Source organism: Nocardioides luti, assembly GCF_014212315.1.
In the GTDB taxonomy this organism is placed as follows: domain Bacteria; phylum Actinomycetota; class Actinomycetes; order Propionibacteriales; family Nocardioidaceae; genus Nocardioides; species Nocardioides luti.
In genome coordinates, this window is the sequence record NZ_JACKXE010000001.1 from 699,162 (window position 1) to 725,292 (window position 26,131).

20 protein-coding genes are annotated in these 26,131 nt (G+C 74.2%); 3 read left to right on the plus strand and 17 right to left on the minus strand.

Going from position 1 to position 26,131, the window contains the following annotated elements:
* Positions 1-125 precede the first annotated feature (125 nt).
* The 13 genes from H5V45_RS03295 to mraZ form a co-directional block, all read right to left on the minus strand.
* A complete protein-coding gene (locus tag H5V45_RS03295; RefSeq protein ID WP_185251626.1) occupies positions 126-887 on the minus strand; it encodes a cell division protein FtsQ/DivIB in 762 nt (253 codons plus the stop codon).
* Positions 880-2,316 carry a UDP-N-acetylmuramate--L-alanine ligase gene (gene murC / locus H5V45_RS03300; protein ID WP_185251627.1) on the minus strand — a complete coding sequence of 479 codons (1,437 nt, stop codon included), beginning with the start codon at positions 2,314-2,316 and terminating at the stop codon, positions 880-882. Before murC ends, H5V45_RS03295 begins: the two co-directional genes overlap by 8 nt.
* Positions 2,313-3,383: an undecaprenyldiphospho-muramoylpentapeptide beta-N-acetylglucosaminyltransferase gene (gene murG / locus H5V45_RS03305; RefSeq protein ID WP_185251628.1), complete on the minus strand. Its 1,071-nt coding sequence runs from the start codon at positions 3,381-3,383 to the stop codon at positions 2,313-2,315. Before murG ends, murC begins: the two co-directional genes overlap by 4 nt.
* 30 nt (positions 3,384-3,413) lie before the next feature.
* Positions 3,414-4,691, minus strand: coding sequence for a putative lipid II flippase FtsW (gene ftsW / locus H5V45_RS03310; protein WP_343061397.1), 1,278 nt, complete (start codon positions 4,689-4,691; stop codon positions 3,414-3,416).
* A gap of 17 nt (positions 4,692-4,708) precedes the next feature.
* On the minus strand, positions 4,709-6,190 hold the full coding sequence (gene murD, locus H5V45_RS03315; RefSeq protein ID WP_185251630.1) for a UDP-N-acetylmuramoyl-L-alanine--D-glutamate ligase: 1,482 nt from the start codon (positions 6,188-6,190) through the stop codon (positions 4,709-4,711).
* Positions 6,187-7,272: a phospho-N-acetylmuramoyl-pentapeptide-transferase gene (gene mraY / locus H5V45_RS03320; RefSeq protein ID WP_185251631.1), complete on the minus strand. Its 1,086-nt coding sequence runs from the start codon at positions 7,270-7,272 to the stop codon at positions 6,187-6,189. Before mraY ends, murD begins: the two co-directional genes overlap by 4 nt.
* Positions 7,269-8,657 carry a UDP-N-acetylmuramoyl-tripeptide--D-alanyl-D-alanine ligase gene (locus H5V45_RS03325; protein WP_343061398.1) on the minus strand — a complete coding sequence of 463 codons (1,389 nt, stop codon included), beginning with the start codon at positions 8,655-8,657 and terminating at the stop codon, positions 7,269-7,271. The genes mraY and H5V45_RS03325 overlap by 4 nt, the downstream gene beginning before the upstream one ends.
* A 5-nt stretch (positions 8,658-8,662) precedes the next feature.
* Positions 8,663-10,198 (minus strand): UDP-N-acetylmuramoyl-L-alanyl-D-glutamate--2,6-diaminopimelate ligase, encoded by a 1,536-nt coding sequence (locus H5V45_RS03330; protein WP_185251633.1) that lies wholly within the window; start codon positions 10,196-10,198, stop codon positions 8,663-8,665.
* A gap of 22 nt (positions 10,199-10,220) precedes the next feature.
* The gene (locus H5V45_RS03335) at positions 10,221-12,014 is read right to left on the minus strand and encodes a peptidoglycan D,D-transpeptidase FtsI family protein (RefSeq protein WP_343061399.1); all 1,794 of its coding nucleotides are present in this window, start codon (positions 12,012-12,014) and stop codon (positions 10,221-10,223) included.
* 14 nt (positions 12,015-12,028) lie between these two features.
* Positions 12,029-12,610, minus strand: coding sequence for a cell division protein FtsL (gene ftsL, locus H5V45_RS03340; RefSeq protein ID WP_185251634.1), 582 nt, complete (start codon positions 12,608-12,610; stop codon positions 12,029-12,031).
* Positions 12,607-13,572: a 16S rRNA (cytosine(1402)-N(4))-methyltransferase RsmH gene (gene rsmH, locus H5V45_RS03345; protein ID WP_185251635.1), complete on the minus strand. Its 966-nt coding sequence runs from the start codon at positions 13,570-13,572 to the stop codon at positions 12,607-12,609. The genes ftsL and rsmH overlap by 4 nt, the downstream gene beginning before the upstream one ends.
* A 9-nt stretch (positions 13,573-13,581) precedes the next feature.
* Complete coding sequence (locus H5V45_RS03350) at positions 13,582-13,719, minus strand: hypothetical protein (protein WP_185251636.1); 138 nt, start codon at positions 13,717-13,719, stop codon at positions 13,582-13,584.
* 260 nt (positions 13,720-13,979) lie between these two features.
* Positions 13,980-14,411 carry a division/cell wall cluster transcriptional repressor MraZ gene (gene mraZ, locus H5V45_RS03355; protein ID WP_185251637.1) on the minus strand — a complete coding sequence of 144 codons (432 nt, stop codon included), beginning with the start codon at positions 14,409-14,411 and terminating at the stop codon, positions 13,980-13,982.
* Positions 14,412-14,791: 380 nt separating this feature from the next.
* Between mraZ and H5V45_RS03360 the strand changes: the two genes are divergently transcribed.
* The 3 genes from H5V45_RS03360 to H5V45_RS03370 are packed head-to-tail and all read left to right on the plus strand — an operon-like array spanning position 14,792 to position 19,483.
* Positions 14,792-15,769, plus strand: coding sequence for an AAA family ATPase (locus tag H5V45_RS03360; protein ID WP_185251638.1), 978 nt, complete (start codon positions 14,792-14,794; stop codon positions 15,767-15,769).
* A complete protein-coding gene (locus H5V45_RS03365; protein ID WP_185251639.1) occupies positions 15,762-17,102 on the plus strand; it encodes a DUF58 domain-containing protein in 1,341 nt (446 codons plus the stop codon). The genes H5V45_RS03360 and H5V45_RS03365 overlap by 8 nt, the downstream gene beginning before the upstream one ends.
* Entirely contained in the window at positions 17,099-19,483 is a 2,385-nt protein-coding gene (locus H5V45_RS03370; protein WP_185251640.1) for a transglutaminase TgpA family protein, read from the plus strand. Before H5V45_RS03365 ends, H5V45_RS03370 begins: the two co-directional genes overlap by 4 nt.
* Positions 19,484-19,605: 122 nt before the next feature.
* Here H5V45_RS03370 and H5V45_RS03375 read toward each other — a convergent pair whose 3' ends face one another.
* From H5V45_RS03375 to H5V45_RS03390, 4 genes are all read right to left on the minus strand, one after another.
* Entirely contained in the window at positions 19,606-20,052 is a 447-nt protein-coding gene (locus tag H5V45_RS03375) for a DUF3040 domain-containing protein (protein WP_185251641.1), read from the minus strand.
* A 140-nt stretch (positions 20,053-20,192) separates the two neighbouring features.
* Positions 20,193-21,392 (minus strand): DNA polymerase IV, encoded by a 1,200-nt coding sequence (gene dinB, locus H5V45_RS03380; protein ID WP_185251642.1) that lies wholly within the window; start codon positions 21,390-21,392, stop codon positions 20,193-20,195.
* A gap of 18 nt (positions 21,393-21,410) precedes the next feature.
* Complete coding sequence (locus tag H5V45_RS03385; RefSeq protein ID WP_185251643.1) at positions 21,411-22,154, minus strand: methyltransferase; 744 nt, start codon at positions 22,152-22,154, stop codon at positions 21,411-21,413.
* Positions 22,155-22,185: 31 nt separating this feature from the next.
* A complete protein-coding gene (locus tag H5V45_RS03390) occupies positions 22,186-26,121 on the minus strand; it encodes a DNA polymerase III subunit alpha (RefSeq protein WP_185251644.1) in 3,936 nt (1,311 codons plus the stop codon).
* Positions 26,122-26,131 lie beyond the last annotated feature (10 nt).

Below are 26,131 nucleotides of genomic sequence, written 5' to 3' on the forward strand. Positions count from 1 at the left end.
TATAGTTATGTCAACCTCGCCGTGGTCACGACAGTAGGCAGTGGCGTCGGCGAATCCGTGGCGACACGCCCGTGTCGCTCGACGAAGCCGGATTTTTCTGCAGTCCCCGGACGGAACCGGACGGGTCAGCGCGTCCCGGAGGTGGTCGGCTGGCCGGGGACGCTGACGTCGTAGGTCTGCGCCGGGCGCTTGAGGAGGGCCGCGATGACCTCGGCCTTCTGGGCGGACTCGTCCGCGCTCCCCCACTCGACGGTGCGGCCGTCCTCGAGCACGAGGGTGATCTGGTCGACGGTGGCGACCTCGACGTGGTCGACGGTGCCGGCGAGGGCGCGGGGCAGGGCGCCGACGACGCGGGCGGCCTCGCGCAGCGCGTCGCTGCGGGTGTCGCCCTGGGTCTGGACGCGGGGCAGGCCCGCAGGGGCCCGGGCGTAGTCGCGGAACAGCACGCCCTGGTCGTCGAGACCTCGGATCCGCCCGCCCATGTCGACGACGGCGACCGCCACCCGCTCGGTGACCGTGACGAGCACCTGGTCGGGCCACTGGCGGGTCACGTCAGCGGAGCGGACCTCGGCGAGCGACTCGACGCGCGAGCGGATCCGGTCGAGGTCGACGCGGGCCAGGGGCTCGCCCGAGGGGACGGCGGCGGCGTCGCGGATCTCGCGGGCACTGATCGTGCTGACGCCCTCCACCCGGACGCCCTGGACGGCGAGGAACGAGGAGAAGTAGACGGCCCAGATCGCACCGGCGACGAGCCCGACGAGGACGAGCAGCGCGACGACGTACTTCCACGCCAGCCAGCGCCGGGCCCACTGCCGACGCGCGAACCGGCGGCGGCTGCGGACGGTGGTGGCGCTGCCGGCGGGCTCGGCGGTCGCGGTCCTACGCATCGCCACCCCCGGCCGGGTCGTGCGTGGCCAGCAGGTCGAGCACGCGCGGCCCGAGCTGGGTGACCGTGCCGGCGCCCAGGGTCAGGACGAGGTCGCCCGGGCGGGCGCGCCGGACCAGCTCGGCAGGAACGGCGTCGAAGTCGGGGACGAACGCGACGCGCTCGGCGGGCAGCGGGACGGCGCCGGCGACCAGGGCGCCGGTCACCTCGGGGTCGGCGTCCTCGCGCGCGAGGTAGACGTCGAGCACCACCACCTCGTCGGCGGCGCCCAGCGCCTCCCCCATAGCGACGCCGAAGATCCGGGTCCGCGAGACCAGGTGCGGCTGGTAGGCCACGACCACGCGACCCTCCCCCGCGACCGAGCGCGCGGCCTGCAGGTCGCCGGCGATCTCGACGGGGTGGTGGGCGTAGCTGTCGTAGACGCGGACCCCCGCGGCCTCGCCCTTGCGCTCCATCCGGCGGCGGGTGCCGGTGAAGCCCTCGAGGCCGCGGCGCAGGCCGTCGAAGTCGTGGCCGAGCCGCAGCCCGACCGTCAGCGCGGCCAGCGCGTCGAGGACGTAGTGCCGCCCGGGGATCTGCAGCGTGAGCGTCCCGAGCTCGACGTCGCCGTCGTGCACGGTGAACCGGGAGGTCGAGCCCTCGAAGACCAGGTCGGTGGCGCGGACGTCGGCGTCGGCCGACTCCCCCACCCCCACGACCGTGAGGCCACGGCCACGGGCGTACGCCGCCAGGTCGCGCGCGCCGTCGTCGTCCACCACGCAGACCAGCAGGCCGCCGGGATCGATCCGGTCGGCGAACTCCGCGAAGGCGGCGCGGTAGGCCTCCTCGGTGCCCCAGTTGTCGAGGTGGTCGGCCTCGACGTTGGTGACGACCGCGGCGTACGGCCGGTAGACGAGGAAGGCGCCGTCGCTCTCGTCGGCCTCGGCGACGAACAGGTCGCCGCCGCCCTCCTGGGCGTTCGTGCCGGTCTGGGCGAGGTCGCCGCCGACGGCGTACGTCGGGTCGGCGCCCGCCGCCTGGAGGGCGACCGTGAGCAGCGAGGTCGTGGTGGTCTTGCCGTGCGTGCCGGCCACGGCGACCACGCGGCGCCCGGCCATCACGGCGGCGAGGGCCGCGGAGCGCGGGAGCACGCGCAGGCCCTGTCGCACGGCCTCGACGTACTCCGGGTTGTCCTCGCGGACCGCCGTCGAGACCACGAGGGTGTCGACGTCGTGGACGTGCTCGGCCGCGTGGCCGAGGTGCACCTCGGCGCCCAGCCCGCGCAGCGCCTCGAGGGTCGGCGAGTCGGTGCCGTCGCTGCCGCTCACCGCGAGGCCGCGGGCGAGCATGATCCGGGCGATGCCGGACAGGCCCGCTCCCCCGATGCCGACGAAGTGGACGCGCCCGAGCCGGTCGGCCGGGAGGATCGTGTCGGGGACGGGGACCCTCATCGGGCGCACTCCTGGACGATCCGGGCCAGCCGCTCGTCGGCGTCGCGCGGCACCAGGGCGGCCGCGGCCGCGCCCATCTCCGCGAGGCGGTCGGTGTCGGTCACGAGGGCGGGTACCGTCGCCGCGACCCACTCCGGGGTGACGGACGCGTCGTCGACCAGCAGCGCACCACCGGCGTCGACGACGGGCCGGGCGTTGCGCTCCTGCTCGCCGTTGCCGATCGGGAGCGGGACCAGGATCGCGGGGAGTCCGGTCGCGGCGGCCTCGACCGTGCTGTTGGCCCCGGCCCGGCACAGGACGAGGTCGGCGGCGGCGTAGGCGAGGTCCATCCGGTCGACGTACTCGAGGACGACGTACGGCGCGTCCGTGGCCGCCGGCTCGGCGCCGCCGTGCTTGCCCTGGACGTGCAGCACCTGCACCCCGGCGGCCGAGAGGGCCTGGGCCGCTCCGGACACGGCGCGGTTGAGGCGGGTGGCCCCCTGGGAGCCCCCGGTGACGAGCAGCGTCGGACGGTCCGGGTCGAGCCCGAAGAAGGCCCGCGCCTCGGCCCGGCTCGCGGCGCGGTCGAGCTGGGAGATCATCCGGCGCAGCGGGAGGCCGACGTACTCGGCCCCGGGCAGCGGGGTGCCGGGGAAGCTGACCGCGACCCGCGTGGCGATCCGGGCGCCGGCCTTGTTGCCGAGGCCGGGCAGGGCGTTCTGCTCGTGGACGACGAGGGGCAGCTTGCGGCGGCGGGCGGCGAGGTACGCCGGCACGGAGACGTAGCCGCCGTACCCGACGACGACGTCGGGCCGCACGCGGTCGACGACGGCGAGCGCCTCCTTCACGGCGCCGCGCAGCCGCGCGGGGACGCGCAGCAGGTCGCCGTTGGGCCGCCGCGGCATCGGCACCGGCGGGATCAGCTCGAGCGGGTAGCCGGCGGCCGGGACCACCCGGGTCTCCAGGCCGCGCGCGGTGCCGAGGCAGGTGATCTCGACGGACGGGTCGAGCCGGCGCAGGGCGTCGGCGGTGGCGAGCAGGGGCGAGGTGTGGCCGGCGGAACCGCCGCCGGCGAGGAGAACGCGCATCGGAGCGAGTCTAGGGATGGCGGACCGCCCCTAGAGGGAGCGGCCCGACACCTTGCCGGCGGACAGGCCGGCCGAGCGGTCCCGGCGCCGCTGCGCCAGGGCCCGGGCGGCCTCGGGCTCGCGCCGCGCGAAGCCGATGACCAGCCCCAGCGCGACGAGGGTCGGGACGAGCGAGGACCCGCCGTACGAGACGAGCGGCAGCGGGATGCCGATGACGGGCAGCAGCGCGAGCACCATGCCGACGTTGATCATCATCTGGCCGACCAGCCAGACGACGATCCCGAAGATCGTGTAGCGCACGAACGGGTCGGCGGTCTCGCGGGCGATCCGCACGGCGGCGTAGGCGATCGTGAGGAACAGCGCGATCACCAGCAACGTGCCGACCAGCCCGAGCTCCTCGCCGAGCACGGCGAAGATGAAGTCGGTGTGCGCCTCGGGGAGGTCGCCCCACTTCTGCTGCGAGGCGCCGATCCCCTGGCCGAACCAGCCGCCGGTCGAGAGCGCGTAGAGACCGTGCGCGGGCTGCCAGCCGGTGTCGTGGAAGTCCTTGAACGGGTCGGCGAAGTTGGTGATGCGGGCGAGCCGCTCGGGGCTCGCCGCGGCCAGGAAGACCGCGACCACGCTGACGATCGAGATCGCCATCACGAAGAACCGGGCCGGCGCACCGACCACCCAGAGCATCCCGAGCAGGATCGCGAAGAGGACCAGCGCGGTGCCGAGGTCGTGGCCGAAGATGACGAGGCCGGTGGCGAGCAGGAGGCCCGGCACCACGGGCATCAGCACCTGGTGGAGGCTGCCGAGCCGGCGGTCCTTGTGCGCGTAGACGTGCGCCGCCCACAGGATCAGGGCGAGCTTGGCGATCTCGGCGGGCTGGATGACGATCGGCCCGAGCGCCACCCAGTTGCGGTTGCCGTTGATGGTCACGCCGATGAAGGCGGTGAGGAGGAGCAGCCCCAGCGAGACGAAGTAGCCCGGCCAGGCCAGGCGGCGGATCCACTGCGGCGAGAGCCGGCTGGCGACGAACGCCGCCGGCAGCCCGATGGCCACCCACATCAGCTGCCGCTCGACGACGGCGTAGCTGTTGCCGTCGTTCTTCTCGTAGCTGTAGACGCTCGACGCGCTCAGCACCATGATCACGCCGATCGTGAGCAGCAGCGCGGAGGCGCCCAGCAGGAGGTAGTACGCCGTCAGCGGGCGGTCCAGCGCCTCGCGGAGCGAGGTGTACCAGCTCGTGGCGGTGCTGCGGGTGCCGGCGGACGCGGCGGTGCCGGCCAGCGGACGGGTGTCCTCGGGGTTCGCGGTGGTCACCCTCGCGCCCCCTTCCGTCAGTCTGTCGTCCCGGTCCTGGCCCGCACGGCGGCGGCGAAGGCGTCGCCCCGCTCGGCGTAGTTGGTGAACATGTCCATGGAGGCACATCCCGGAGCCAGGAGAACCGTGTCGCCGGGTCGGGCGAGCTGGTCCGCCGCCTCCACGACGCGCCCCATGGGGCCGTGCTCGTGACCAGTCTCGCCGTCCTCGATCGAGATGACGGGGACATCCGGCGCGTGTCGTGAAAGCGCCTCGGCGATCACCTGACGGTCGCGGCCGAGGAGCACCACGCCCCGCAGCCGGTCGCGCACGGCGAGCACGAGGTCCTCGAAGCGGGCTCCCTTGGCGAGCCCGCCCGCGACCCAGACGACGTGGTCGTAGGCCTGCAGCGAGGACTGAGCGGCGTGGGGGTTGGTGGCCTTCGAGTCGTCCACCCACGCGACGCCGTCGGCGACGGCGACCGTCGCGATCCGGTGGCCGTCCGGCTGGAAGCCGCGCAGCCCGTCGCGCACGGCGACCTGCTCCACGCCGAAGGAGCGGGCCAGCGCCGCGGCGGCCAGCGCGTTCTGGACGTTGTGCGGAGCGGCACCGCCGGGCGAGCCCAGGGCGAGGTCGGCGATCGTGCAGAGCTCGGCGGCGCTTGAGTCGCGCTGCTCGATGAAGGCCCGGTCGACCAGGATGTCCTCGACGAGGCCGAGCATCCCGACCCCGGGCATCCCCAGGGTGAAGCCGATCGCGCGGGCACCCTCCTCGACGTCGGCGTCGCGGACCAGCCGCTCGGTCTCGGCGTCGGCGACGTTGTAGACGCAGGCGCGCTGGACCCGCTCGTAGATCCGGCCCTTGTCGGCGGCGTAGTCGGCCATGGAGGCGTACCAGTCCAGGTGGTCCTCGGCGACGTTCAGGACGGCGGCGCTGTGCGCGCTCATCGAGTCCGTGTAGTGCAGCTGGAAGCTGGAGAGCTCGACCGCGAGGACGTCGTACGGCTCGGGGTCCATGACCGCCTCGACGATCGGGAGCCCGACGTTGCCGACCGCGATGCTGCGGCGCCCGGCGGCCCTCAGGATCGCGTCGAGCATCTGGACGGTCGTGGTCTTGCCGTTGGTGCCGGTGACGCACAGCCACGGGGTGTCGTGGTTCGGGTCGCGCAGCCGCCAGGCCAGCTCCACCTCGCCCCACACCGGGACGCCGCGGGCGCGGGCCTGCGCGAGCAGCGGCGCGTCGGGGCGCCAGCCCGGCGAGGTGACGAGCACGTCGACGTCGTCGGGCAGCGTCGCGGTGGCACCGGGCTCGAGGCGGACCGTCGCGCCCAGCACCTCGAGGAGCTCGGCCTTCTCGGCCTTGTCGTCCGTGGTCGTCTCGTCGAGGGCCAGCACGCCGGCCCCGAGGTGGTTGAGGTTGTCGGCCGCGGCGAAGCCGGAGACGCCGAACCCCGCGACGACCGCGCGGACGCCGTCCCAGGAGTCGTGCCGGCCCAGCGCCCGGACGTCGGGACCGCTCAACTGCCGGCCACCCACTCGGCGTAGAAGACGCCGAGGCCGGTCGCGACGCACAGGCCGGTGATGATCCAGAAGCGGATCACGACCGTGATCTGCTCCCAGCCGAGCATCTCGAAGTGGTGGTGCAGCGGGGTCATCCGGAAGACCCGCTTGCCGGTGCCCGTGAGCCGCCGGGTGATCTTGAAGGTCGTCACCTGGATCATCACCGAGAGGGTCACGGCGACGAACAGTCCGCCGAGGATGATCAGCAGCATCTCGGTGCGGGTCAGGATCGCGAAGCCGGCCAGCGCGGCACCCAGGCTCAGCGAGCCGGTGTCACCCATGAAGATCGCGGCCGGGGAGGCGTTCCACCACAGGAAGCCGAAGCAGGCGCCGGTGATCGCGGCGGCGATGACGGCGAGGTCCAGGGGGTCGCGCACCTCGTAGCAGGTGGGGCTCGGCGAGATCCGGCACGACTGGTTGTTCTGCCAGATGTTCACGAGCGTGTAGGCGCCGAAGACCATCACGCAGGCACCGGTCGCGAGGCCGTCGAGCCCGTCGGTGAGGTTCACCGCGTTGCTGGTGCCGGTGATGACCAGCCAGATCAGCAGGATCACCACGACGGTCGGCAGCGCGAAGCCCTCGAAGTCGCGGATGAAGGAGATGTGGTGCGAGGCCGGGGCCCGGCCCCGGTCGTCGGCGAGGGCCGGCGAGAGCGCCAGGATCCCGAAGACGACGCCGACGACGGTCTGGCCGATCATCTTCGCCTTGCTGCGCAGGCCGAGGCTGCGCTGCTTGACGATCTTGATGAAGTCGTCGACGAAGCCCACGAGGCCCATGCCGACGAAGAGGAAGAGGAGCAGGAGCGCGGAGGCGCTCGGCATGCTCTGGGTGATCAGCTTCGCGGCGAAGTAGCCGATGACGGTCGCGGCGATGATGACGACGCCGCCCATCGTGGGCGTGCCGCGCTTGGTGTGGTGGGTGGTGGGCCCGTCGTCGCGGATCTCCTGGCCGTAGCCCCACCCGGTGAAGACGGTGATCGCGAACCGGGTCCCGATCAGGGAGATCAGCAGGGCCAGCCCTCCGCCCAGCAGCACGGCTCTCATCGCGCGGTCACCTCCCCTTCCAGCAGTACGTCGGCGATCGACTCGAGTGCGGCGCCCCGGGACGCCTTGACCAGGACGACGTCCTGCGGCGAGACATTCTCCCGCACCCAGAGCAGTGCCTCGGCACGCCCCGCCGTGACGATCGCCTCACCGGTCCAGCCCGGCTCGGCCGCGGCGCCGTCAGCGAGGCCGCGCGCGGGCTCCCCCACGACCAGCAGCACGTCGACGCCGGCGGCGGCGACGTGCCGGCCGACCTGGCGGTGCGAGTCGTCCGCGGCGTCGCCCAGCTCCTTCATCTCGCCCAGGACCGCCACCGTGCGTCGCGACGAGCGGCCGCCGATCGCCACCAGGGCGTCGACCGCCGCCACCATCGAGGCGGGGTTCGCGTTGTAGGCGTCGTTGACCACGATCAGCCCGTCGGCGCGCTCGCGCAGGTCCATCCGCATCGGCGAGGCCGACGCGGCGGCGCTGAGCGCCGCGGCGACGTCGGGCAGCGCCAGCCCCGTGGCCAGGGCCATCGCCGCGGCCGCGGCGGCGTTGGCCACCTGGTGCCGCCCGGTCTGGGTCAGCCGGACCGGCTGCCAGTCGCCGGCGTACCCGATCTCGAAGGAGGGGCGGCCGAGGTCGTCGAGCTCGACGCCGCGCCACGCGACGTCGGGGACGGTGCCGCTGCCGGCGTCGCCGAAGGTGGAGACGGTGGCCCGGGTCCGGGCGGCCATCGGGGCGACGAGGTCGTCCCCCGCGTTGAGGACGGCGGTGCCGTCGACCGGCAGCGCCTCGACGATCTCGCCCTTGGCGACGGCGATCGCCTCGCGGCTGCCGAACTCGCCCACGTGCGCGGTGCCGACGTTGAGGACCGCGGCGATCCGCGGCGGGGCGATGCCGCAGAGGTAGGCGATGTGGCCGATGCCGCGGGCGCCCATCTCGACGACGAGGTACGCCGTGGTCGTGTCGGCCCGGAGCACGGTGAGCGGGACCCCGAGCTCGTTGTTGTTGTTGCCGAGGGTCGCGACGGTCGGCCCGGCGGTGGCGAGGACCTGGGCGAGGTAGTCCTTGGTGCCGGTCTTGCCCTGGGAGCCGGTGAGGGCCAGGACGGTGGCGGGCAGCAGGTCGACCACGTGCCGGGCCAGCACGCCGAGCGCGGTGACCGGGTCGTCGACCAGCACGGACGGGACCCCGGTCGGGCGCGAGCCCAGCACGGCGTGGGCGCCCTCGGCGAAGTCGTGGCCGTCGACCCGCTCCCCCGCCACGGCGACGAAGAGGCCGCCGGGCACGCGCTGGCGGCTGTCGACGTACGCCGCCCCGTCGACGACGTGCGTGCGGCCGCCGTCGTCGGTGGCGTCGACCGTGCCACCGACCACCGCGGCGATCTCGGCGAGCGTCATCGCGATCATCGGCTGCGCAGCTCCGCCCGGACGACCTCGCGGTCGTCGAAGGGGTGCACCACGCCGGCGACCGTCTGGCCGGTCTCGTGACCCTTGCCGGCGACGACCACGATGTCGCCGGGACGCGCGCGACGGACCGCCTCGCGGATCGCCGCGCGGCGGTCGCCGATCTCGAGCACCTCGGCCCGGCCGCCGGTCGCGCCGGCCAGCACGGCCGCCCGGATCGCCGCCGGATCCTCGGTGCGGGGGTTGTCGTCGGTGACGACGAGGACGTCGGCGAGCCGGGAGGCGATCTCGCCCATGATCGGGCGCTTGCCGGGGTCGCGGTCCCCCCCGGCGCCGATCACCACGATGACGGCGCCGTCGGTGAGCGGGCGCAGCGTGCGGAGCGCGGCCTCGACCGCGTCGGGCTTGTGGGCGTAGTCGACGACCACGACGAAGTCCTGTCCGGCGTCCACGCGCTCGAGGCGGCCGGGGACCCCGCCGGCGGCGGCGATCCCGTCGGCGACCCGTGCGGTGTCCACGCCGACCTCGGCGCAGGCGGCGATCGCGGCGAGGGCGTTGCCGACGTTGAAGTCGCCCGGGAGCGGGACGGCGGCGTCCACGGCGATCCCGTCGGGACCGAGCACGGTGAAGCGGGAGCCGCCGGCCTCGAGCTCGACGTCGACGGCCTGCCAGTGGGCGTCGCGGCCGGTCAGGGAGAAGGTGCGGATCGGGATCGTCGCCTCGGCGGCCAGCCGACGGCCGTGCTCGTCGTCGACGTTGACGAGCCCGAGGCGCGCGCGCTCGGGCGTGAACAGCGACGCCTTGGCGCGGTAGTAGTCCTCCACGTCGGCGTGGAAGTCCAGGTGGTCGCGGCCGAGGTTGAGGAACACCGCGACGTCGAAGACGACCCCGTCGACGCGTCCCATCACCAGCGCGTGGCTGGAGACCTCCATCGCGCAGACCGCGACCCGGCGCTCGCGCATCATCGCGAACAGCCCGTGCAGGTCGGGTGCCTCGGGGGTGGTCAGCGTGGTCCGGAGGTCGGTGCCGGCGACCCGGGTGCCGACCGTGCCGATGACGGCGGCGGGGATCCCGGCCTGCTGGAGGCCGCCCTCCGCCAGGCGGGTGGTGGTGGTCTTGCCCTGGGTCCCGGTCACGCCGATCATCCGCAGCGCCGTCGCGGGGTTGCCGTAGACGCGCGCGGCCAGCCGGCCGAGGACGGCGCGGGGTCGCGCCACGACCAGGAGGGGTACGCCGGGGGCGTCGACGGCCGCGGCACCGTCCGGGTCCGTGAGGATCGCGACGGCGCCGGCACCGACCGCCGTGGCGGCGTACTCGATCCCGTGGACGCGGGTGCCGGGCAGGGCGGCGTACACGTCGCCGGGGAGGATCCGCTGGGAGCTCAGCGACAGGCCGGTGACGTCCGGGGCCGCCGCGAGGTCGCCGCTGGTGGTCGTGTCCGCGTCCTCGCCCTCCAGCCACGCGGCCAGGTCGGCGAGGGGCGTCGCCACGGGGCGCCGCGGGCGCGCCGACAGGAGGTTCTCGTCGCTCACCACGCGAGGAGGCTATCGCCCGCGCTCACCACTCCACCGGGAGGTGGGAGGGTCGCGTGCCGGTCGGCGGGACGGCGTAGCGACGCAGGGCGTAGCTCATGATCTTGGAGAAGGCCGGGCCGGCGACCGAGCCGCCACCCCCGCCGTTGCGGGGGTTCTGGACGACGACGTAGATCGTGAACCGGGGGTCGTCGGCCGGGGCGAAGCCCGCGAACGACACCGTGAAGGTGCCGTCGTAGCAGCCGCAGTCCGTGCCGGCGCGCTGCGCCGTGCCGGTCTTGCCGGCGACGCGGTAGCCGGGCACGGCCGCACCGGGGGCGACGCCGACCTCGGGGTCGACGACGCGCTCCATCATGTGCGCCATGCCGGTGGCGGCCTTCGGGCTGACCACGCGCCGCGTGGTCGTCGTGTCGGTGCCGACCTCGACGCCCTCGTCGGTCGTGGCGTGACCCTCGATGACGCTGGGCGAGACCCGGACGCCGCCGTTGGCGATCGTGTTGACCGCGGCGATCATCTGCACGGCGTTGACCGAGAGGGACTGGCCGAAGGCGATGCGGTCCTGGTTCTGGTGGGTCCACAGGCTGCCGTCGGGCAGGATGCCCGGGGTCTCGCCGCGGACGCCGATGTTCGTGCGCTGGCCGAGGCCGAACTTCGTCAGGTAGGAGAACAGCTCCCCCGTGTCGAACTTGTCGGCGGCGAGCACGGTGCCGATGTTCGAGGACTTCGCGATCACGCCGGCGAGCGTGAGCCTGATCAGGTCGTGCGGGAACCAGTCGCGGATCGGGTGGTCCTCGCGCGTCAGCACGCCGGGCACCTTGAGCTCGGTGTGCGGGGTGACCTTGCCGGCGTCGATGAGCGAGCTCAGCGTGAGCACCTTCTCGACCGAGCCGGGCTCGAAGACGTCGCTGATCGCGCGGGAGCCCAGGTCGTCCTCGTTCGCCTCGAGCGGGGCGTTCGCGTCGAAGGTCGGGTAGTCGGCCAGCGAGAGCAGCTCACCGGTGCGGGTGTCCATCACGATCGCGACGCCGGAGTCGCCGCGCGAGGCCTGGACGGTCTGGCGCAGGACCCGCTGGGTGTACCACTGCAGGTCCTGGTCGATCGTGGTGTGCAGGTCCTGGCCGTCGACGGCCTTGCGGATCGTGCTGTCGCCCAGCGGGATCCGGTTGCCGCCGCCGACGTCGTAGCGCGAGGAGCCGTCCTTGCCGGCGAGCTGCGTCTGGAAGGTGCGCTCGAAGCCGCCGAGGGGCTCGTCGGTGCCCATGAAGCCGATGAGGTTCGCGGCGACGTCGCCGGCCGGGTAGTCGCGGACCGGGTCGCGCCGGGTGGCGATGCCCTTGAAGCCGGCCGCGGCCGCCGCCTGGACGACGTCGGTCGCCTTGGTCGACGGCACGCGTCGGGCGATGAACTCGAAGCGGCTGCCCTTGGCGCGCAGCTTCTTCAGCGTGGAGAAGTAGTCCACGTCCAGCCGCTGGGAGAGGAACTTCGCCAGCTCGGGGGCCTTGTCGGTGGTCATGTACGGGTCGGCCACGACCATCAGGCCCTCGACGGAGTCCGCGAGCGGCTGGCCGTTGCGGTCGAGGATGTCGCCGCGCTCGGCCGGCAGCACAACCTCGACGACGCCCTCGGCGGCCGCCATGGCGGCGTACGACTTGGGGTCGATCCCCTGCAGCTGCACGAGGCGGGCGCCGAAGACCGACAGCACCATCGCGATGATGATGAAGCCGAAGCGCAGCCGCAGGTGCGGCGCTCCGCGGAGGCTGCCGCGGGGACGGCGGGGGCCGGGACGGCCGGCTCGCGTCAGCGGGCGGGTGGGGCGCACGGCGTACTCCGGTCTCAGCGGCTGGTGTCGGCGGGGCTGTTGTTGTTCGTGTGACTCTTGTTGTTCTTCTTCTTACCGTCCCCGTTGCCGCTGGACCCCGTGGGCGCGCCGGTGGCGGGTGCCTCGACGTGGGTCGGCGGCGGGTTGAGGATCGCCGGGAGCGCGGGCTGGGCCGGGTTGATCGGGATGTTGCCCTCGAGCGTCGCGGGCGTCGCCTCACCCGTGATCGAGCCGTCCTTGAGGTTGAGGAACGCCGGGGAGCCCGCGGTGACCATGCCCATGTTCCGCGCCTGCTGGGCGACCCGCTGCGGGTCGCGGAGCACGTCCAGCTCCATCCGCAGGGTCTGCTCGCGGGCGGTGAGCGTGCCGGCCTGCGCCTCGAGGGAGGTGGCGGCGAACGACGCCTGCTGCATCGAGGTGTTGAACATCAGCAGCCCGACGACGCCGCCGAGCAGCACCAGGGACACCAGGGTCACGAACGGCACCCGCGCGGCGCGCACCCGGCGCCGGGGCACCACGGTGAGCCGGGCCCGCTCGACGGCGGCCTCGGCGATCCGGGGGACGCGCGTGCGGAGCTGGTAGGCGGGGCTGCTCATGGGGCGACTCCTCGGTCGGGGCGGACACGCTCGATCGCTCGCAGCCGGACGGAGGCTGCGCGCGGGTTCTCGTCGATCTCGTGCTGGTGGGCCTTCTCGGACCCGCGGGTCACCAGCCGCAGGGCCGGCTCGGACCCCTCGGGCACGAAGGGCAGGTCGTGCGGGACGGTGCTGCGCGTCGAGGCGGTGAAGGCCTGCTTGACCAGGCGGTCCTCGAGCGAGTGGTAGGACTCGACGACCACCCGGCCGCCGACGTTGATCGCGTCGATCGCGGCGGGGATCGCGCGACGGAGCACGGCCAGCTCGTCGTTGACCTCCATCCGCAGCGCCTGGAAGGTGCGCTTCGCGGGGTGGCCGCCGGTGCGCCGCGCGGGCGCCGGGATCTCGGCGTACAGCAGCTCGACCAGGCGGCCCGAGGTCGTGAACGGCGCGGTCGCGCGGTCGCGGACGACGGCGCCGGCGATCTTGCGGGCGAACTTCTCCTCGCCGTAGTCGCGCAGCACCCGGGTCAGCTCGGCCGCCGAGTAGGTGTTGAGCACGTCGGCGGCGGTCGGGCCGCGGGTGCCGTCCATGCGCATGTCGAGGGGCGCGTCCTCGGCGTAGGCGAAGCCGCGCTCGCGGACGTCGAGCTGCATGGAGGAGACGCCGAGGTCGAAGAGGACCGCGTCGACGTCGCGGAGGCCCTGGTCCGCGATCACGTCGGGGAGCTCGTCGTAGACCGCGTGCACGCCGGTGAAGCGCTCGCCGTACGCCGCCAGCCGGGTGCGGGCCAACTCGAGGGCGGCGGTGTCGCGGTCGATGCCGATGACGCGGGCCCGCGGGCAGCGCTCGAGGACCGCCTCGGTGTGGCCGCCCAGCCCGAGCGTGCAGTCGACCAGGACGGCGTCGTCCCGGTCGAGCGCAGGCGCGAGGAGGGAGACGACCCGGTCGAGGAGCACCGGGACGTGGGAGGGGGTCGGCATGGTCCGGCTCTACCGGCCCAGGCTCGCGACGAGCAGGAAGGTGACGGCCAGTCCGACGGACGTGGCGGCCGAGAACACCATCACCGTGGCGGCCTCGCGGGCCTGGTGACGCACCCGGCGTACCGGTGCCAGTGGTGTGGTGCTCATGTCTCGACCCGTCTCGACGCTGTGGGTGGTGCCTGCTGGTGCTGTGGTGGTGGAGCGAGGAATCCGCCGGACCAGGTCCCTGCCCGCTCCCTCGAAGGGAAGGTGCAATCTGACGCCGGGGAAGGTGCTCAGATGGCGATGTCGTCTGGTGCCGGGGAAGTGACCCCAGATGACGTGAAGGGAGCGGGCCCGAGACCTCGTCCTGCGGATTCCTGTGCTGTTGTGGTGGAGCGGGGTGGAGCAGGTGGTGCCGGTCGGGGTCAGACCCCGGGGAAGACCTCTTCGCTGAGCTCGGAGAACTTCTCCTCCTGCTCGGCGGAGTACTGCTGCCACCGGGCCGGGTCCCAGATCTCGATCCGGTTCATGACGCCGATGACGACGACGTCGCGGCTGATGGAGGCGTACTCGCGCAGCATCGGCGTGATGGTCACGCGACCCTGCTTGTCGGGCATCTCCTCCGAGGCGCCGGCGAAGAGGAAGCGGGTGTAGTCCCGCGCTCCCTTCACCGTGACCGGAGCCTCCTGGGCGCGGCGGGTGAGCTCCATGAAGTCGGCCATCGGCCACACCGTCAGACAGCGTTCCTGTCCTCGAGTCACCACGAGCCCCTCCGCCAGTTGGTCCCTGAACTTGGCCGGGAGGAACAGCCGCCCCTTCTCATCGAGCTTCGGGGTGTAGGTGCCCATGAAGAACATCGAGCACCTCCCCTTCCACCCGTTGACCGGGCGGCTCCTCCACTGCGCACCACTTTACTCCACTTCACTCCACCGTCAACCACATCGCGCGTGTCCGCGCCTCGATCTGCCCCCGTTTCCCGGGTGGCCGACCCCTCCCCTCCCCCGGGCGTTCGCGCTGGTCAGCGCCCTGCCCACGCCCGGATCGGGGCGTGGGGGTGCCGCGGTGGAGGAAAGTGGAGGGAGAGGTGGAGCGCCGGGGAGGACCGGCGACATCGGTGGCCGCAAAGCGCAACCAAACCGTGACCCCGCGAGTCAGATGCATCGAGGAACCGGACGCGTATGTTTCCGGGACGCCACTACGGTGGAGCCAGACCGACGTGCACGGGGAAGGAGCGGGAGTGGGATCTCCGCATGAGGACGGGGCCGATCTCGAGACGCTGGCGCGGGTGGTGGGACGCGTGCGGACCAACATCGAGCGGGTCATCGAGGGCAAGCCGGACGTGGTGCAGTCCGCCCTGGTGGTGCTGCTGGCCGAGGGTCACCTGCTGATCGAGGACGTCCCCGGCGTCGGCAAGACGATGCTCGCCAAGACGCTGGCGCGCAGCATCGACTCGACGGTGCGCCGGATCCAGTTCACCCCCGACCTGCTCCCCTCCGACGTCACCGGGGTCTCGGTCTTCAACCAGAACACCCGCGAGTTCGAGTTCCGCCCCGGCGGCGTCTTCGCCAACATCGTGGTCGGCGACGAGATCAACCGCGCGTCGCCGAAGACCCAGTCCGCCCTCCTCGAGTGCATGGAGGAGCGTCAGGTCACGGTCGACAACATGACCTACCAGCTCGACACGCCGTTCATGGTCATCGCGACGCAGAACCCCATCGAGATGGAGGGCACCTACGCCCTCCCCGAGGCCCAGCGCGACCGCTTCATGGCCCGGGTGTCGGTGGGCTACCCGGTCGAGGCCGCCGAGATCGCGATGCTGAACTCCCACACCGGCCACAACCCGCTCGACGACCTCGAGTCCGTCACCGACGCCGCCGAGATCCGCAAGCTGACCGGCATCGTGGCGCAGGTCTACGTGTCCGAGGCCGTGCAGCGCTACACGGTGGCCCTGATCGGGGCGACCCGTCGCTCCGAGGACCTCACGCTCGGCGCCTCGCCGCGCGCGACGCTGCACCTGGTGCGCGCCGCCAAGGCGATGGCCGCGATCCACGGCCGCGACTACGTCCTGCCCGACGACGTGCACACCCTCGCCCGCCCCGTGCTCGCGCACCGGCTGCTGCCGAGCGTCGAGGCCGCGATGACCGGGCGCTCCACCACGACCATCCTGGACAGCATCATCGCGGCCGTGCCGGTGCCCGAGGGCACCCGTGCGTGAGGCCCTCGCCGGCCTGACCGTCCGCGGACGGGCGTTCCTGGCTGCCGGGGTGACCGCGGTCCTGTGCGCGGTCGTGCTCGGGCAGCCCGCCCTGACCCGCGTGGGCGTGCTGGTGCTCGCCCTCCCGCTGGTGACGGCGTTCGTGATCGGGCGCAGCCGCTACCGGTTGGCGCTGGTCCGCACCGTCACCCCCCAGCTGGTCGCCGCGGGGCAGCCCGCCCGGGTGAACCTCGCGCTCACGAACGAGGGCCGCACCCCGAGCGGCGTGCTGCTCCTCGAGGACCACGTGCCCTACGTGCTCGGCACCCGGCCGCGCTTCGTGCTCGACGGCATCGGCCACGGCTGGCGCCGGCACGTGACCTACCAGGTCCGCTCGGACGTGCGCGGCCGCTTCGAGATCGGCCCGATGTCGGTGCGCGTCAGCGACCCCTTCGGCCTGGTCGAGCTCGGCCGCGCCTTCCGCACCACCGTGCCGCTCACCGTCACGCCGCGCACGGTGCCGCTCCCGCAGATCCCGCTCGGCGGCGCCTGGACCGGCTCCGGCGACAACCGGCCGCGGGCCTTCGCGATCGGCAGCGCCGAGGACGTCACGGTCCGCGAGTACCGCCGCGGCGACGACCTGCGGCGCGTCCACTGGCGCAGCTCGGCGCGCACCGGCGAGCTGATGGTGCGGCGCGAGGAGCAGCCCTGGCAGTCGCGGGCGACCCTCTTCCTCGACAACCGGCTGCGCTCGCACCGCGGCCAGGGCATCGCCTCCTCGCTCGAGGCCGCCGTCTCGGCCGCGGCCTCCATCGCCGTGCACCTGAGCCACCGGGGCTTCACCGTCCGGCTCGTCACGGCGACCGGCGAGGACCCCAGCGCCGCGTGGCACTTCCGCGACGCCGACCTCAACACCGGTCCGCTGCTCGAGGCGCTGGCCGTCGTGCAGGCGGTCCACCAGCCGCACCTGGACACCGGGTGGCTGGCCGAGGGCACCCACGGCGGCCTGACCGTCGCGGTCTTCGGCGCGGTCGAGCCGATGGACGTCCCCGTGCTGCGACGGATGCAGCACCAGGCCGGCTCCGCACTGGCGATCGCCCTCGACGTCGAGTCCTGGATCTCCCCCGCCGCCGGCGACCGGAGCGCCACCACCGCGCTGGCCCAGCAGGGCTGGCGCGCCGTCCCCCTGCTCCCCCGCGACCGGCTCGACGCCACCTGGCAGGAGCTCGGCCGCAGCGCCGCGCGCGGCACCCGGGCCGGCGGCATCACCGTCACCCCGGTCGCCCCCGCGGCCGCGTCCCCGACGACCGGGTCCCCGACGCCCGGCTCCCCCGTCCCCGGGAGCGTGCGATGAGCCGGCGCAGCGGGCTGCTGCCGACCGCGGTCCTCGGCGCGACCGCCGCGGCCACGACCTGGATCGCCATGTGGTCCTGGCGCGGCTTCACCCAGATGCCCGGGCGCTTCCTCGGCCCGCTGTTCGTCCTCGCCGTCCTGGTCGCCGGCGTCGGCGCGCTCGCCCGCTGGTGGCGGGTCCCGGTGGCCGGGGTCGTCGGGCTCCAGGTCCTGGTCTCGGGGCTGGTGGCCAGCACCCTGCTCAGCGGCTCGCCGATCCCGGTCGGCCCGGCCTGGGCCACCCTCGTCGAGAACTTCTCCGCGGCGACCGAGAGCGCCAACAAGTACGCCCCGCCGGTCCCGGCCCACGCGCCCGGCGTCCACCCCCTGCTGATCGTGGGCGGTCTCGCCTGCCTGCTGCTCGTCGACCTGCTGGCGTGCACGCTGCGCCGGGTCTCGCTCGCGGGGCTGCCGCTCCTCACGGTCTACTCGCTGCCGGTGAGCATGCTCGGCGGCGGGGTCACGTGGTGGGTCTTCGCGCTCACCGCGGCCGGCTTCATGGCGCTGCTGTTCCTCCAGGAGAGCGAGCAGGTCGCCCGCTGGGGGCGCCCGCTGGGCGAGGACCCCGCGGTCGCCGACCCCGCCGGCTTCGGCGTCAGCGCCGGAGCGGTGCGGGCCAGCGCGGGCACCATCGGCGGCGTCGCGACGGCCCTGGCGATCGTCGTCCCGCTGGCGATCCCGACGTTCGGCGTGCACCTCTTCGACTTCGGGCGCGGCCCCGGGGGCGACGGCGAGATCAAGATCGTCAACCCGATCACCGACCTCAAGCGCGACCTGGTCCGCGGCGAGAACGTCGACCTGCTGCGGGTGACGACGAACGACCCGCACCCGGCCTACCTGCGCATCTCGGTGCTGAACCGCTTCTCCGAGAACGAGTGGAGCTCCGGCGACCGCGACGTCCCCACCAACAACCTCGCCGACGGGGAGCTGCCGCCGCTGGTCGGGGTCGCGACGACGGTCGGGCGGACGTCGTACGACTACGACATCACCGCGACCGACGCCTTCCAGTCCACCTGGCTGCCCACGCAGGCACCCGTGACGCGCGTGGTCGCCGCCGGCGACTGGCGCTACGACGCCTCGACGCGCGACTTCCTCGCCAGCTCCGACGGCCTCGACACCGCGGGCCTGAGCTGGTCGATGACCGGGGTGCAGCTCGACCTCGACGCGGCCTCGCTGGCCAAGGCGACCTCGTCGTCCGGGCTGGTGAGCAACGACTACACCGACCTGCCTCCCGGCATCCCGAGCGTCGTGCGGACCTACGCCAACGAGGTGACCCGCGAGGCGCCCAGCCGCTTCGAGAAGGCCGTGGCGCTGCAGCGCTGGTTCCGCGAGACCGGCGGCTTCGAGTACAGCCTGGACGTCGACCCCGGGACCGGCACCGACGACCTGGTGGAGTTCCTCACCGAGGGCAGCGGCCGCAAGGGCTACTGCGAGCAGTTCGCCTCGGCGTTCGCCGTGATGGCCCGGATGCTCGGCATCCCCGCACGGGTGGCCGTCGGGTTCCTGCAGCCGACCTCGGCCGGCCCGAACACCTGGGTCTACCGCTCGCACGACCTGCACGCGTGGCCCGAGCTGTTCTTCCCCGGCTCCGGCTGGGTCCGCTTCGAGCCCACCCCGGCCGGCCGCGGCACCGACGCCCCCGGCTACACCCGTCAGAACGTGCCTGCCCCCGACCCCACCGGCGGTCCGGGCAACGTGCGTCCCAGCGACGAGCTCCCGAGCCGCGGCGACAGCAGCAGCGCCGCCGCCGTGCCGACCCCGGAGGCGGCCACCCCGAGCGACACCGGGTCGGGCTTCCCGCTCGTGCCGGTCCTCGGCTCGCTGGCCGGCGTGGCCGTCGTGCTCGGCCTGCTCCTGCTCCCCCGCGGCCTGCGTCGTCGGCGCCGGGACCGCCGGCTGGTCGGCGGCGCGGAGGCGGCCTGGGCCGAGCTCCGGGCCACCGCGCTCGACCTCGGCATCCCGTGGCCGGAGTCCCGCTCCCCGCGCGCGACCCGTGACCACCTGGTGGCCTACTTCGGCACCCCGGTCGACGAGAACACCCCGGAGCGGCCCGCGCACGGACCCGACGTCAACCCCGAGGGCGTGCGCGCCCTCGACCGGATCGTGCTGGAGCTCGAGCGGTTGCGCTACGCGCGCGCCACCGACCACGTCCCGCACGTGCGGGCCGAGGCGCAGACCTGCCTCGAGGCGATGGCGGGCGGCGCCACCCGCTCGGCCCGGCGCCGGGCGGAGTGGTGGCCGCGCTCGGTCGTCTCCCGCGCCGAGCTCAGCACCCTCCCCCGCCGCGGCGGCTCCCGGCCGACCCAGGCGACGTACGGCGGGGTCGTCGACCACGTCGGGTGAGCGACGGGCTGCTGGTCGCCGGGGCGCTGGCGCAGGTGACCGAGGCGCGGGCGCAGGACGTCATACAGACGGAGCGAGTGGGTGCTCGCTCCGCATGACGTCCCGGGCCGGGGCCGGGTGGGTCAGTAGCCGCCGCCGTCGTCGCGACGACGGCGCCAGCGGTCCTCCATGCGGTCCATGAAGGACGACGAGGAGGGGGTACGGCGGGGGCGGCGGATCTTGCTGCCCGAGCGGCCGCCGTCGATGACGGTGAAGCCGTGCGCCGGGTGTCCGGCGGTGCGGGGGTCGGCGGCCGCGGCCTGCTGGCCCCGCAGCGAGGTGACCGCGATCGTGGCCGAGGCCAGCATGATCACGAACCCGACGATGCCGACGATCCAGAGCTCGGTGATGGCTCCGGTCATCAGGACGGTGACGCCGACCGCGAAGGCGGCGCCCGCGGCGATCGCCCGGCGACGGGCCGAGCGGCGCAGCGACGTGCCGCGCAGGGTGGAGGCGAGCTTGGGGTCCTCCTCGACGAGGGCGCGCTCCATCTGCTCGAGCAGTCGGAGCTCCTCTTCGGAGAGCGGCACCGTTCCTCCACGGGGTTGGTCAGAGGGTCACAGGGGTGACCGGGTCTGGCGTGTCCTCAAGTCTAGGCAGCGGCTGGTGATCTCGGTAGGCGGGTTCGGGATTTTCGTGAGGAACTCTTGAGGCGGGACCGCCCGACCGGTCAGGAGAGCAGGCTGGCCGGGTGCACCGCGGCCGCCCCGAACCGCCGGGTCGCGCGGTCGACCGCCCGGTCGGCGTCGGACCAGCCGCGCTCGCGCTCCCCCAGCACCAGCTGCCGCTGCACGGTCTCGCGGGGCACCAGCCCCTCCACCCGGACCCCCACCAGCCGGATCCGGGCCCGCTGCAGGCCGAGGGCGTCGTAGAGCCGGGTCGCGGTGGCGTAGACCTCCTGGGTCACGTCGGTCGCCTCGGCCAGGGTGCGCGAGCGGGTGATCGTGGTGAAGTCGGCGAAGCGCACGGTGATCGCCACGGTCCGGCCGGCGACGCCGGCGACGCGCATCCGGGTGGTGACCTTGGCGGTCAGCCGCAGCAGCTCGCGCACGATCACCTCCCGGTCGTCGGCGTCGCGGCCGAAGGTCTCCTGGGCCCCCATCGACTTGTCGGGGTCGCCGCCCCCGAAGGCCGCGACGTTGCGCGGGGTGATCGCCCGGCGGTCGCTGCCCCAGGCCAGCTCGTGGAGGTGCTTGCCCAGGCTGTCGCCGACGGCGCGCTGGAGGGTCCGCAGCGGGGTGTGGGCGACGTCGCCGACCGTGACCAGCCCGAGCCGGTGCAGCATCGCGCGGGTCTTCTCGCCGACGCCGTACAGCTCCCCCACGTCGAGCGGGTGCAGGAAGGAGGTGATCTCCTCGGGCGGCACGACCACCACCCCGTCGGGCTTGGCCCGCCTGCTGGCGAGCTTGGCGACCGAGACCGAGGCGGCCACGCCGACCGAGCAGGTGATGCCCTGCTCGTCGTGGATGGTCGCGCGCAGCTGCTCCGCGATCGCGACCGGCGAGCCGAGCCGGCGCACCGAGCCGCGGACGTCGAGGAAGGCCTCGTCGAGCGAGAGCACCTCGACCAGCGGGGTGACCCGGCGGAAGTTCTCCATCACCGAGGCCGACACCTGGCCGAACAGCTCGTAGTCGGGCGGCACCACCACCGCCTGGGGGCACAGCCGCCGGGCCCGGGTGTGCGGCATGGCCGAGCGGACGCCGTACCGGCGGGCGAGGTAGTTGGCCGACAGCACCACCCCGCGGTAGCCGCCGCCGACGATGACGGGGACGTCCTGCAGGTCGGGCCGGTCGCGGGTGGCCACCGAGGCGTAGAAGGCGTCCATGTCGACGTGCAGGATCGGCGTCGAGGTGGACAGGTCGGCCCTCATGCCGACCCCGGCGGGCTGCTAGCCGGCGAGCACGTGCAGCTGGGTCGCGAGGGGGAGGTACTCGGGGCGGGTCGAGACGGCGTGCTCGAGCTCGACGAGGGCCGCGGTCGCGCCGGCCTCGAGGTCGAGCAGGGAGCTGGGCACCAGGTCGGCGAAGACGCGTACGCCGTGGACGGCGGTCGCCTCGAGGCCGGCGGCGGCCAGCAGGTCGGTGAGCTCGTCGCGGGTGAAGCGGCGGCCGGAGCGGCCGGAGCGCCCGGACGGGGCGGTGTCGTCGAGCAGCGCGAGGGCCTGGGCGAAGTGGCCGGCCATCGCCCGGGCGACGACGGCCGCGTGCCGCTGGGCGACCAGGAGGCTGAGCGCCCCGCCGGGGCGCAGCACCTCGCGGATCCGGGCCAGCGCGGCGGCCGGGTCGTCGACGACCTCGAGGACGCCGTGGCAGAGCACCACGTCGGCGCGGCCGGCGCCGACGACGTCGAGCAGGTCGCCGAGGTCGCCCTGCTGCCCGGCGACCTCCACCCCGCGCTCGCGGGCGCGGCGGGCGAGGGCGGCCAGGGCGTCGGGGCTGGGGTCGACGACGGTGACCCGGTGGCCGAGCTCGGCCACGCGCACGGCGAAGCCGCCCGTGCCGCCGCCGATGTCGAGGACGTCGAGGGCCCCGGCGCCGGCGTCCAGGACCGGGCGCAGGGCCTCCCACACCACGGCCGTGCGGGCGGTGCCCCGGCGCTCGCTGGGCCGCTCGGGCCGCTCACTCGCAGACATGCCGCCCACCCTAGTGGGACCGGGGGCCGGGTCATCCCGGGCTCCCGGGGCTGCGGTGCCACAGCTTGCGGGCGACGTCGCGGGCGTCGTCGCCGGCCGGCTTGATGTCGGCGTACGGGGACATCTTGAAGCCGCTCGAGTGCACCAGCACCCGGCGCTGGCCCATCCCGCCCGCCGTCGGCGCCTGCGCCGCGACCGGCCGTGGCGAGCGGCTCTCCGCCGCCCCCGCCACCGCGCCCTCGGTGCCGACGCCGCCGAAGCCCTCGGGCACGACCGCCATCGCCGCACGGACCGCCTCGAGGCCGGCCTCCGCGCTCGGCGCGTCGCGCCACAGGGCGAACAGCGCGGGCAGCTCCCAGCAGCCGGTCGCCCGCAGCGAGACGCCACGTCGGCCGGTGCGGCGCAGCTCGCCCCGCACGACCAGCAGCCAGGAGTGGAAGACGGTGGCGGCGTACGGGCCCTGGGCGTCCTCGAAGAACGTCGCGTCGACCGGCCCGGTCGCGTCGTCCAGGGTCAGGAAGATGACCCGGCGACCCGAGCGGATCGGCGGGGTCTGGGTGGCGACCTTGACGCCGGCCACGAGCAGCTCGGCCTTGCTGCGCCGGGCGAGCAGGTCCTTGCTGCGGGTGATCCCGAGCTCGTCGAGGAAGCGGGCGTAGGTGTCGACGACGTGGCGGCTGACGTCGAGCCCGAGGATCTCCAGCTCGGCGCGCATCCGCTCCTCGGCGTCCATCTCGGGCAGCCCGCTCACCTCGCCCTCCCCCGGCGCGTCCCCGAGGTCGAGGGCGAGCTGGACCGACTCGACCGGTCGCGGGGCGAGGCTCGCCCGGGACTGGGCCGCGGCCTTCGCCCAGACGCCCTGGTCGGCGAGCGGGTGCCGCTCCAGGGCGGCGGAGCCCTCCCGGGCCCCGGGGTCGGTGCTGTTGCGGGCGCCGGCCTCGGCGGCCCGGGCCGCCGCCACCGACGGGACCCGGCGGGCCGCCAGCCCCCGGCCCCGCCCCGCGCGCTCCAGCGCGCGGGAGTGCCGGTCGAGCTCGGCGACCTGGAGCAGCAGGTCGCGCCGGGTGACCCGGCCGCGCGGGCGGACCCCACCCTGGGGCACGTGACCGGGCTCCGCGGCACCGTCGGCGCCCGCGCGGCGGTCGCCGCGCAGGTCGCCGGGGATCGCGTAGACGGCGTCGAACCCGCCGGCGAGCACCAGTCGCTCCACGATCGGCCGGGAGATCCGCGCGCGGTGCCAGAAGTCGGTGAGCGAGTGGTAGGGCCGGGCCGCGACGACCCGCGCCACCTCGCCCTCGTTGATGCCCTTGACCTCCGCGAGCGCGAGCCGGAGGCCGTAGCGGTCGTCGACCCGCTCGACGCGGTAGTGCTGCTCGCTGGCGTTGACGTCGAGCCCGAGGACCGCGATGTCGAGCTGCCGGGCCTCCTCGAGGATCAGGCGCTTGGGGTACATCCCCGGGTCGTGGGTGAGCAGCCCGGCCAGGAAGTGCGCCGGCCAGTGCGCCTTGAGCCAGGCGGACTGGAAGGTCGGCAGCGCGAACGCGGCGGCGTGGGCCTTGCAGAAGCCGAAGGAGGCGAACGCCTCGAGGACCTTCCACAGCTCCTCGACGACCCGGAGCGGGTAGCCGTGGCCGAGCGCCCGCGGGAAGAACCAGGCCTTCGTGGCGGCCATCCCCTCGACGTCGCCGAGCGAGCGGCGCTTCTCGTCGGCCTGGGCGTAGGTGATCCGGGTGAAGCGGGCGATGATCTCGATGACCTGCTCGTGGAAGACCACCACGCCCTGGGTCGAGCCGAGGATCGGGCGCAGGTCGGGGTGGAGGTACGTCGGGGCGCGCCAGCCCTGCTTGGCCTCGAGGTAAGGGGTGATCATGTCGCTCTTGACCGGGCCGGGCCGGAACAGCGAGATGTCGGTGATGATGTCCTCGAAGCTCTCGATGCCGGACTTGCCGACCAGCTCGCGCTGCCCCGGGGACTCGATCTGGAAGACCCCGAGGGTCTTGGCCGACGAGATCATGGCGTAGGTCGCCGGGTCGTCGAAGGGCACCTGCTCCTGGTCGTCGAGGTCGATCTCCACCTCGTCGACCCGCCGGATCTCCCCCAGCGCGTGGGCCATCGACGACTGCATCCGGATGCCGAGCACGTCGAGCTTGAGCAGGCCGAGGTCCTCGACGTCGTCCTTGTCGAACTGGCTCATCGGGAAGCCGGCGTACGACGCCTCGACGGGCGTCCGGTCGAGCAGGGTCGCGTCGGAGAGCAGCACGCCGCACGGGTGCACGGCGATGTGGCGGGGCAGCCCGTCGAGCCGCTCCACCAGCCCGAACATCAGGTCGAGCCGCTCCTCGCCCAGGCCGCTGGCCCGCAGCTCGGGCAGCTCGCGCAGGGCGTTGCGGGCGTCGCGGGCCCGGATGTGCGGGAAGGCCTTGGCGATCGCGTCGATCTCGCCGGGGGGCATCCCGAGCGCGGCCCCGACGTCGCGCACGGCGTGGCGCACGCGGTAGGTGTCCATCATCGAGACCGTCACGCACCGCTCGCCGGAGTAGCGGTCGAGGATCCGCTCGTAGACCTCGAGGCGACGGGCCGACTCCACGTCGACGTCGATGTCGGGCAGCGCCTGGCGCAGCGGCGAGAGGAAGCGCTCCATCAGCAGGTGGTGACGGATCGGGTCGACCCCGGAGACGCCGAGCAGGTAGTTGACCAGGCTGCCGGCTCCCGAGCCGCGGGCCGCGCACCGGACCCCCATCTCGCGGATCAGGTCGGTGACGTCGCCGACGGTGAGGAAGTAGGAGGCGTAGCCCAGGTCGCGGATCAGCTCGAGCTCGTCGTCGAGACGCTTCCAGATGACCTGCCGGGGCGCCGAGCCGAAGCGGTCGCCGACCGCGCCCTCGCAGCGGGCGCGGAGCAGGCCGTCCGCAGGGGTGGCCCCGGGCGTGAGCCGGGGCGCGCGGTCGCGGCTGGCCAGCTCGAACTCCGGGAAGTGCACCTCGCCCAGCCCGAGGTCGGCGCGCGGGTCGAGCGCGCACCGGTCGGCGACCGCGCGGGTGCGGGCCAGCAGCTCCCGGGCGGCCCGGACCGGGTCGCCGGCGAGCCCGGAGGCGCGGCAGATGTCCTCGGCGACCTCGGCCATCTGCTTGCCGGACTTGAGGAAGCCCTCGGCGTTGCCCCGGTCGAGGTGGCGCCGGTCGAGGGCGACCAGCCGGCGGGCGGCGTCGAGCACGTCGACGGTGGGGGCGTCGCGCCGGTCGGCGTAGCGCACCGCGTTGGTCAGCACGGTGCCGAGCCCGGCCTGCCGGGCGACGCCGGCCATCCGGGCGGCGTGCGGGGTGGTGCCGGGGCCCCAGGCGCCGCCGTCGACGGAGCGACCCCCGGGCAGCCGGTGGGAGACCAGCTCGACGACCAGCTGGGAGCGCGGGACCAGCGCGAGCCACGGGGCGAGCGCGGCGTGGGCCAGGTCGTCGCGCCGCCGGGTCGCGGCCGCCCCCAGCTCGGAGCCCGGGCCGAGCAGGACCAGGAGGTCGCCGTCGGCGAGCGGCCCGGCCAGGTGCCGGGCGAGCAGGTCGAGGTCGAGCACCGGGCTCCCGCGCTCCCCGGCCAGGTGGGTCGCGGAGACCAGGCGGCACAGGGCCGCCCAGCCCGCCCGGCCGCCGCCGGCCAGGAAGGTCACCCGCGGGAGCCGCTCGTCGCGGAACGCCCCGCCCCGCACGGGCGTCCGGGCCCGGACCGGCGCCGGGCCGGACGGCGCCGCCCCGACCGGGCGGTGGGCCAGGTCGACGCCGAGGACCGGCCGGATGCCGGCACCCAGGCAGGCCTTGGCGAACTTGACCGCGCCGTAGGTGCCGTCGCGGTCGGTGAGCGCCAGGGTGTCCATCTCCTGCTCGGCGGCGCGCTCGACCAGCGTGTGCGGGTGCGAGGCGCCGTACTGCAGGGAGTAGCCGGAGGCCACGTGGAGGTGGGGGTAGGGGTCGGGCACGGTGACCTCG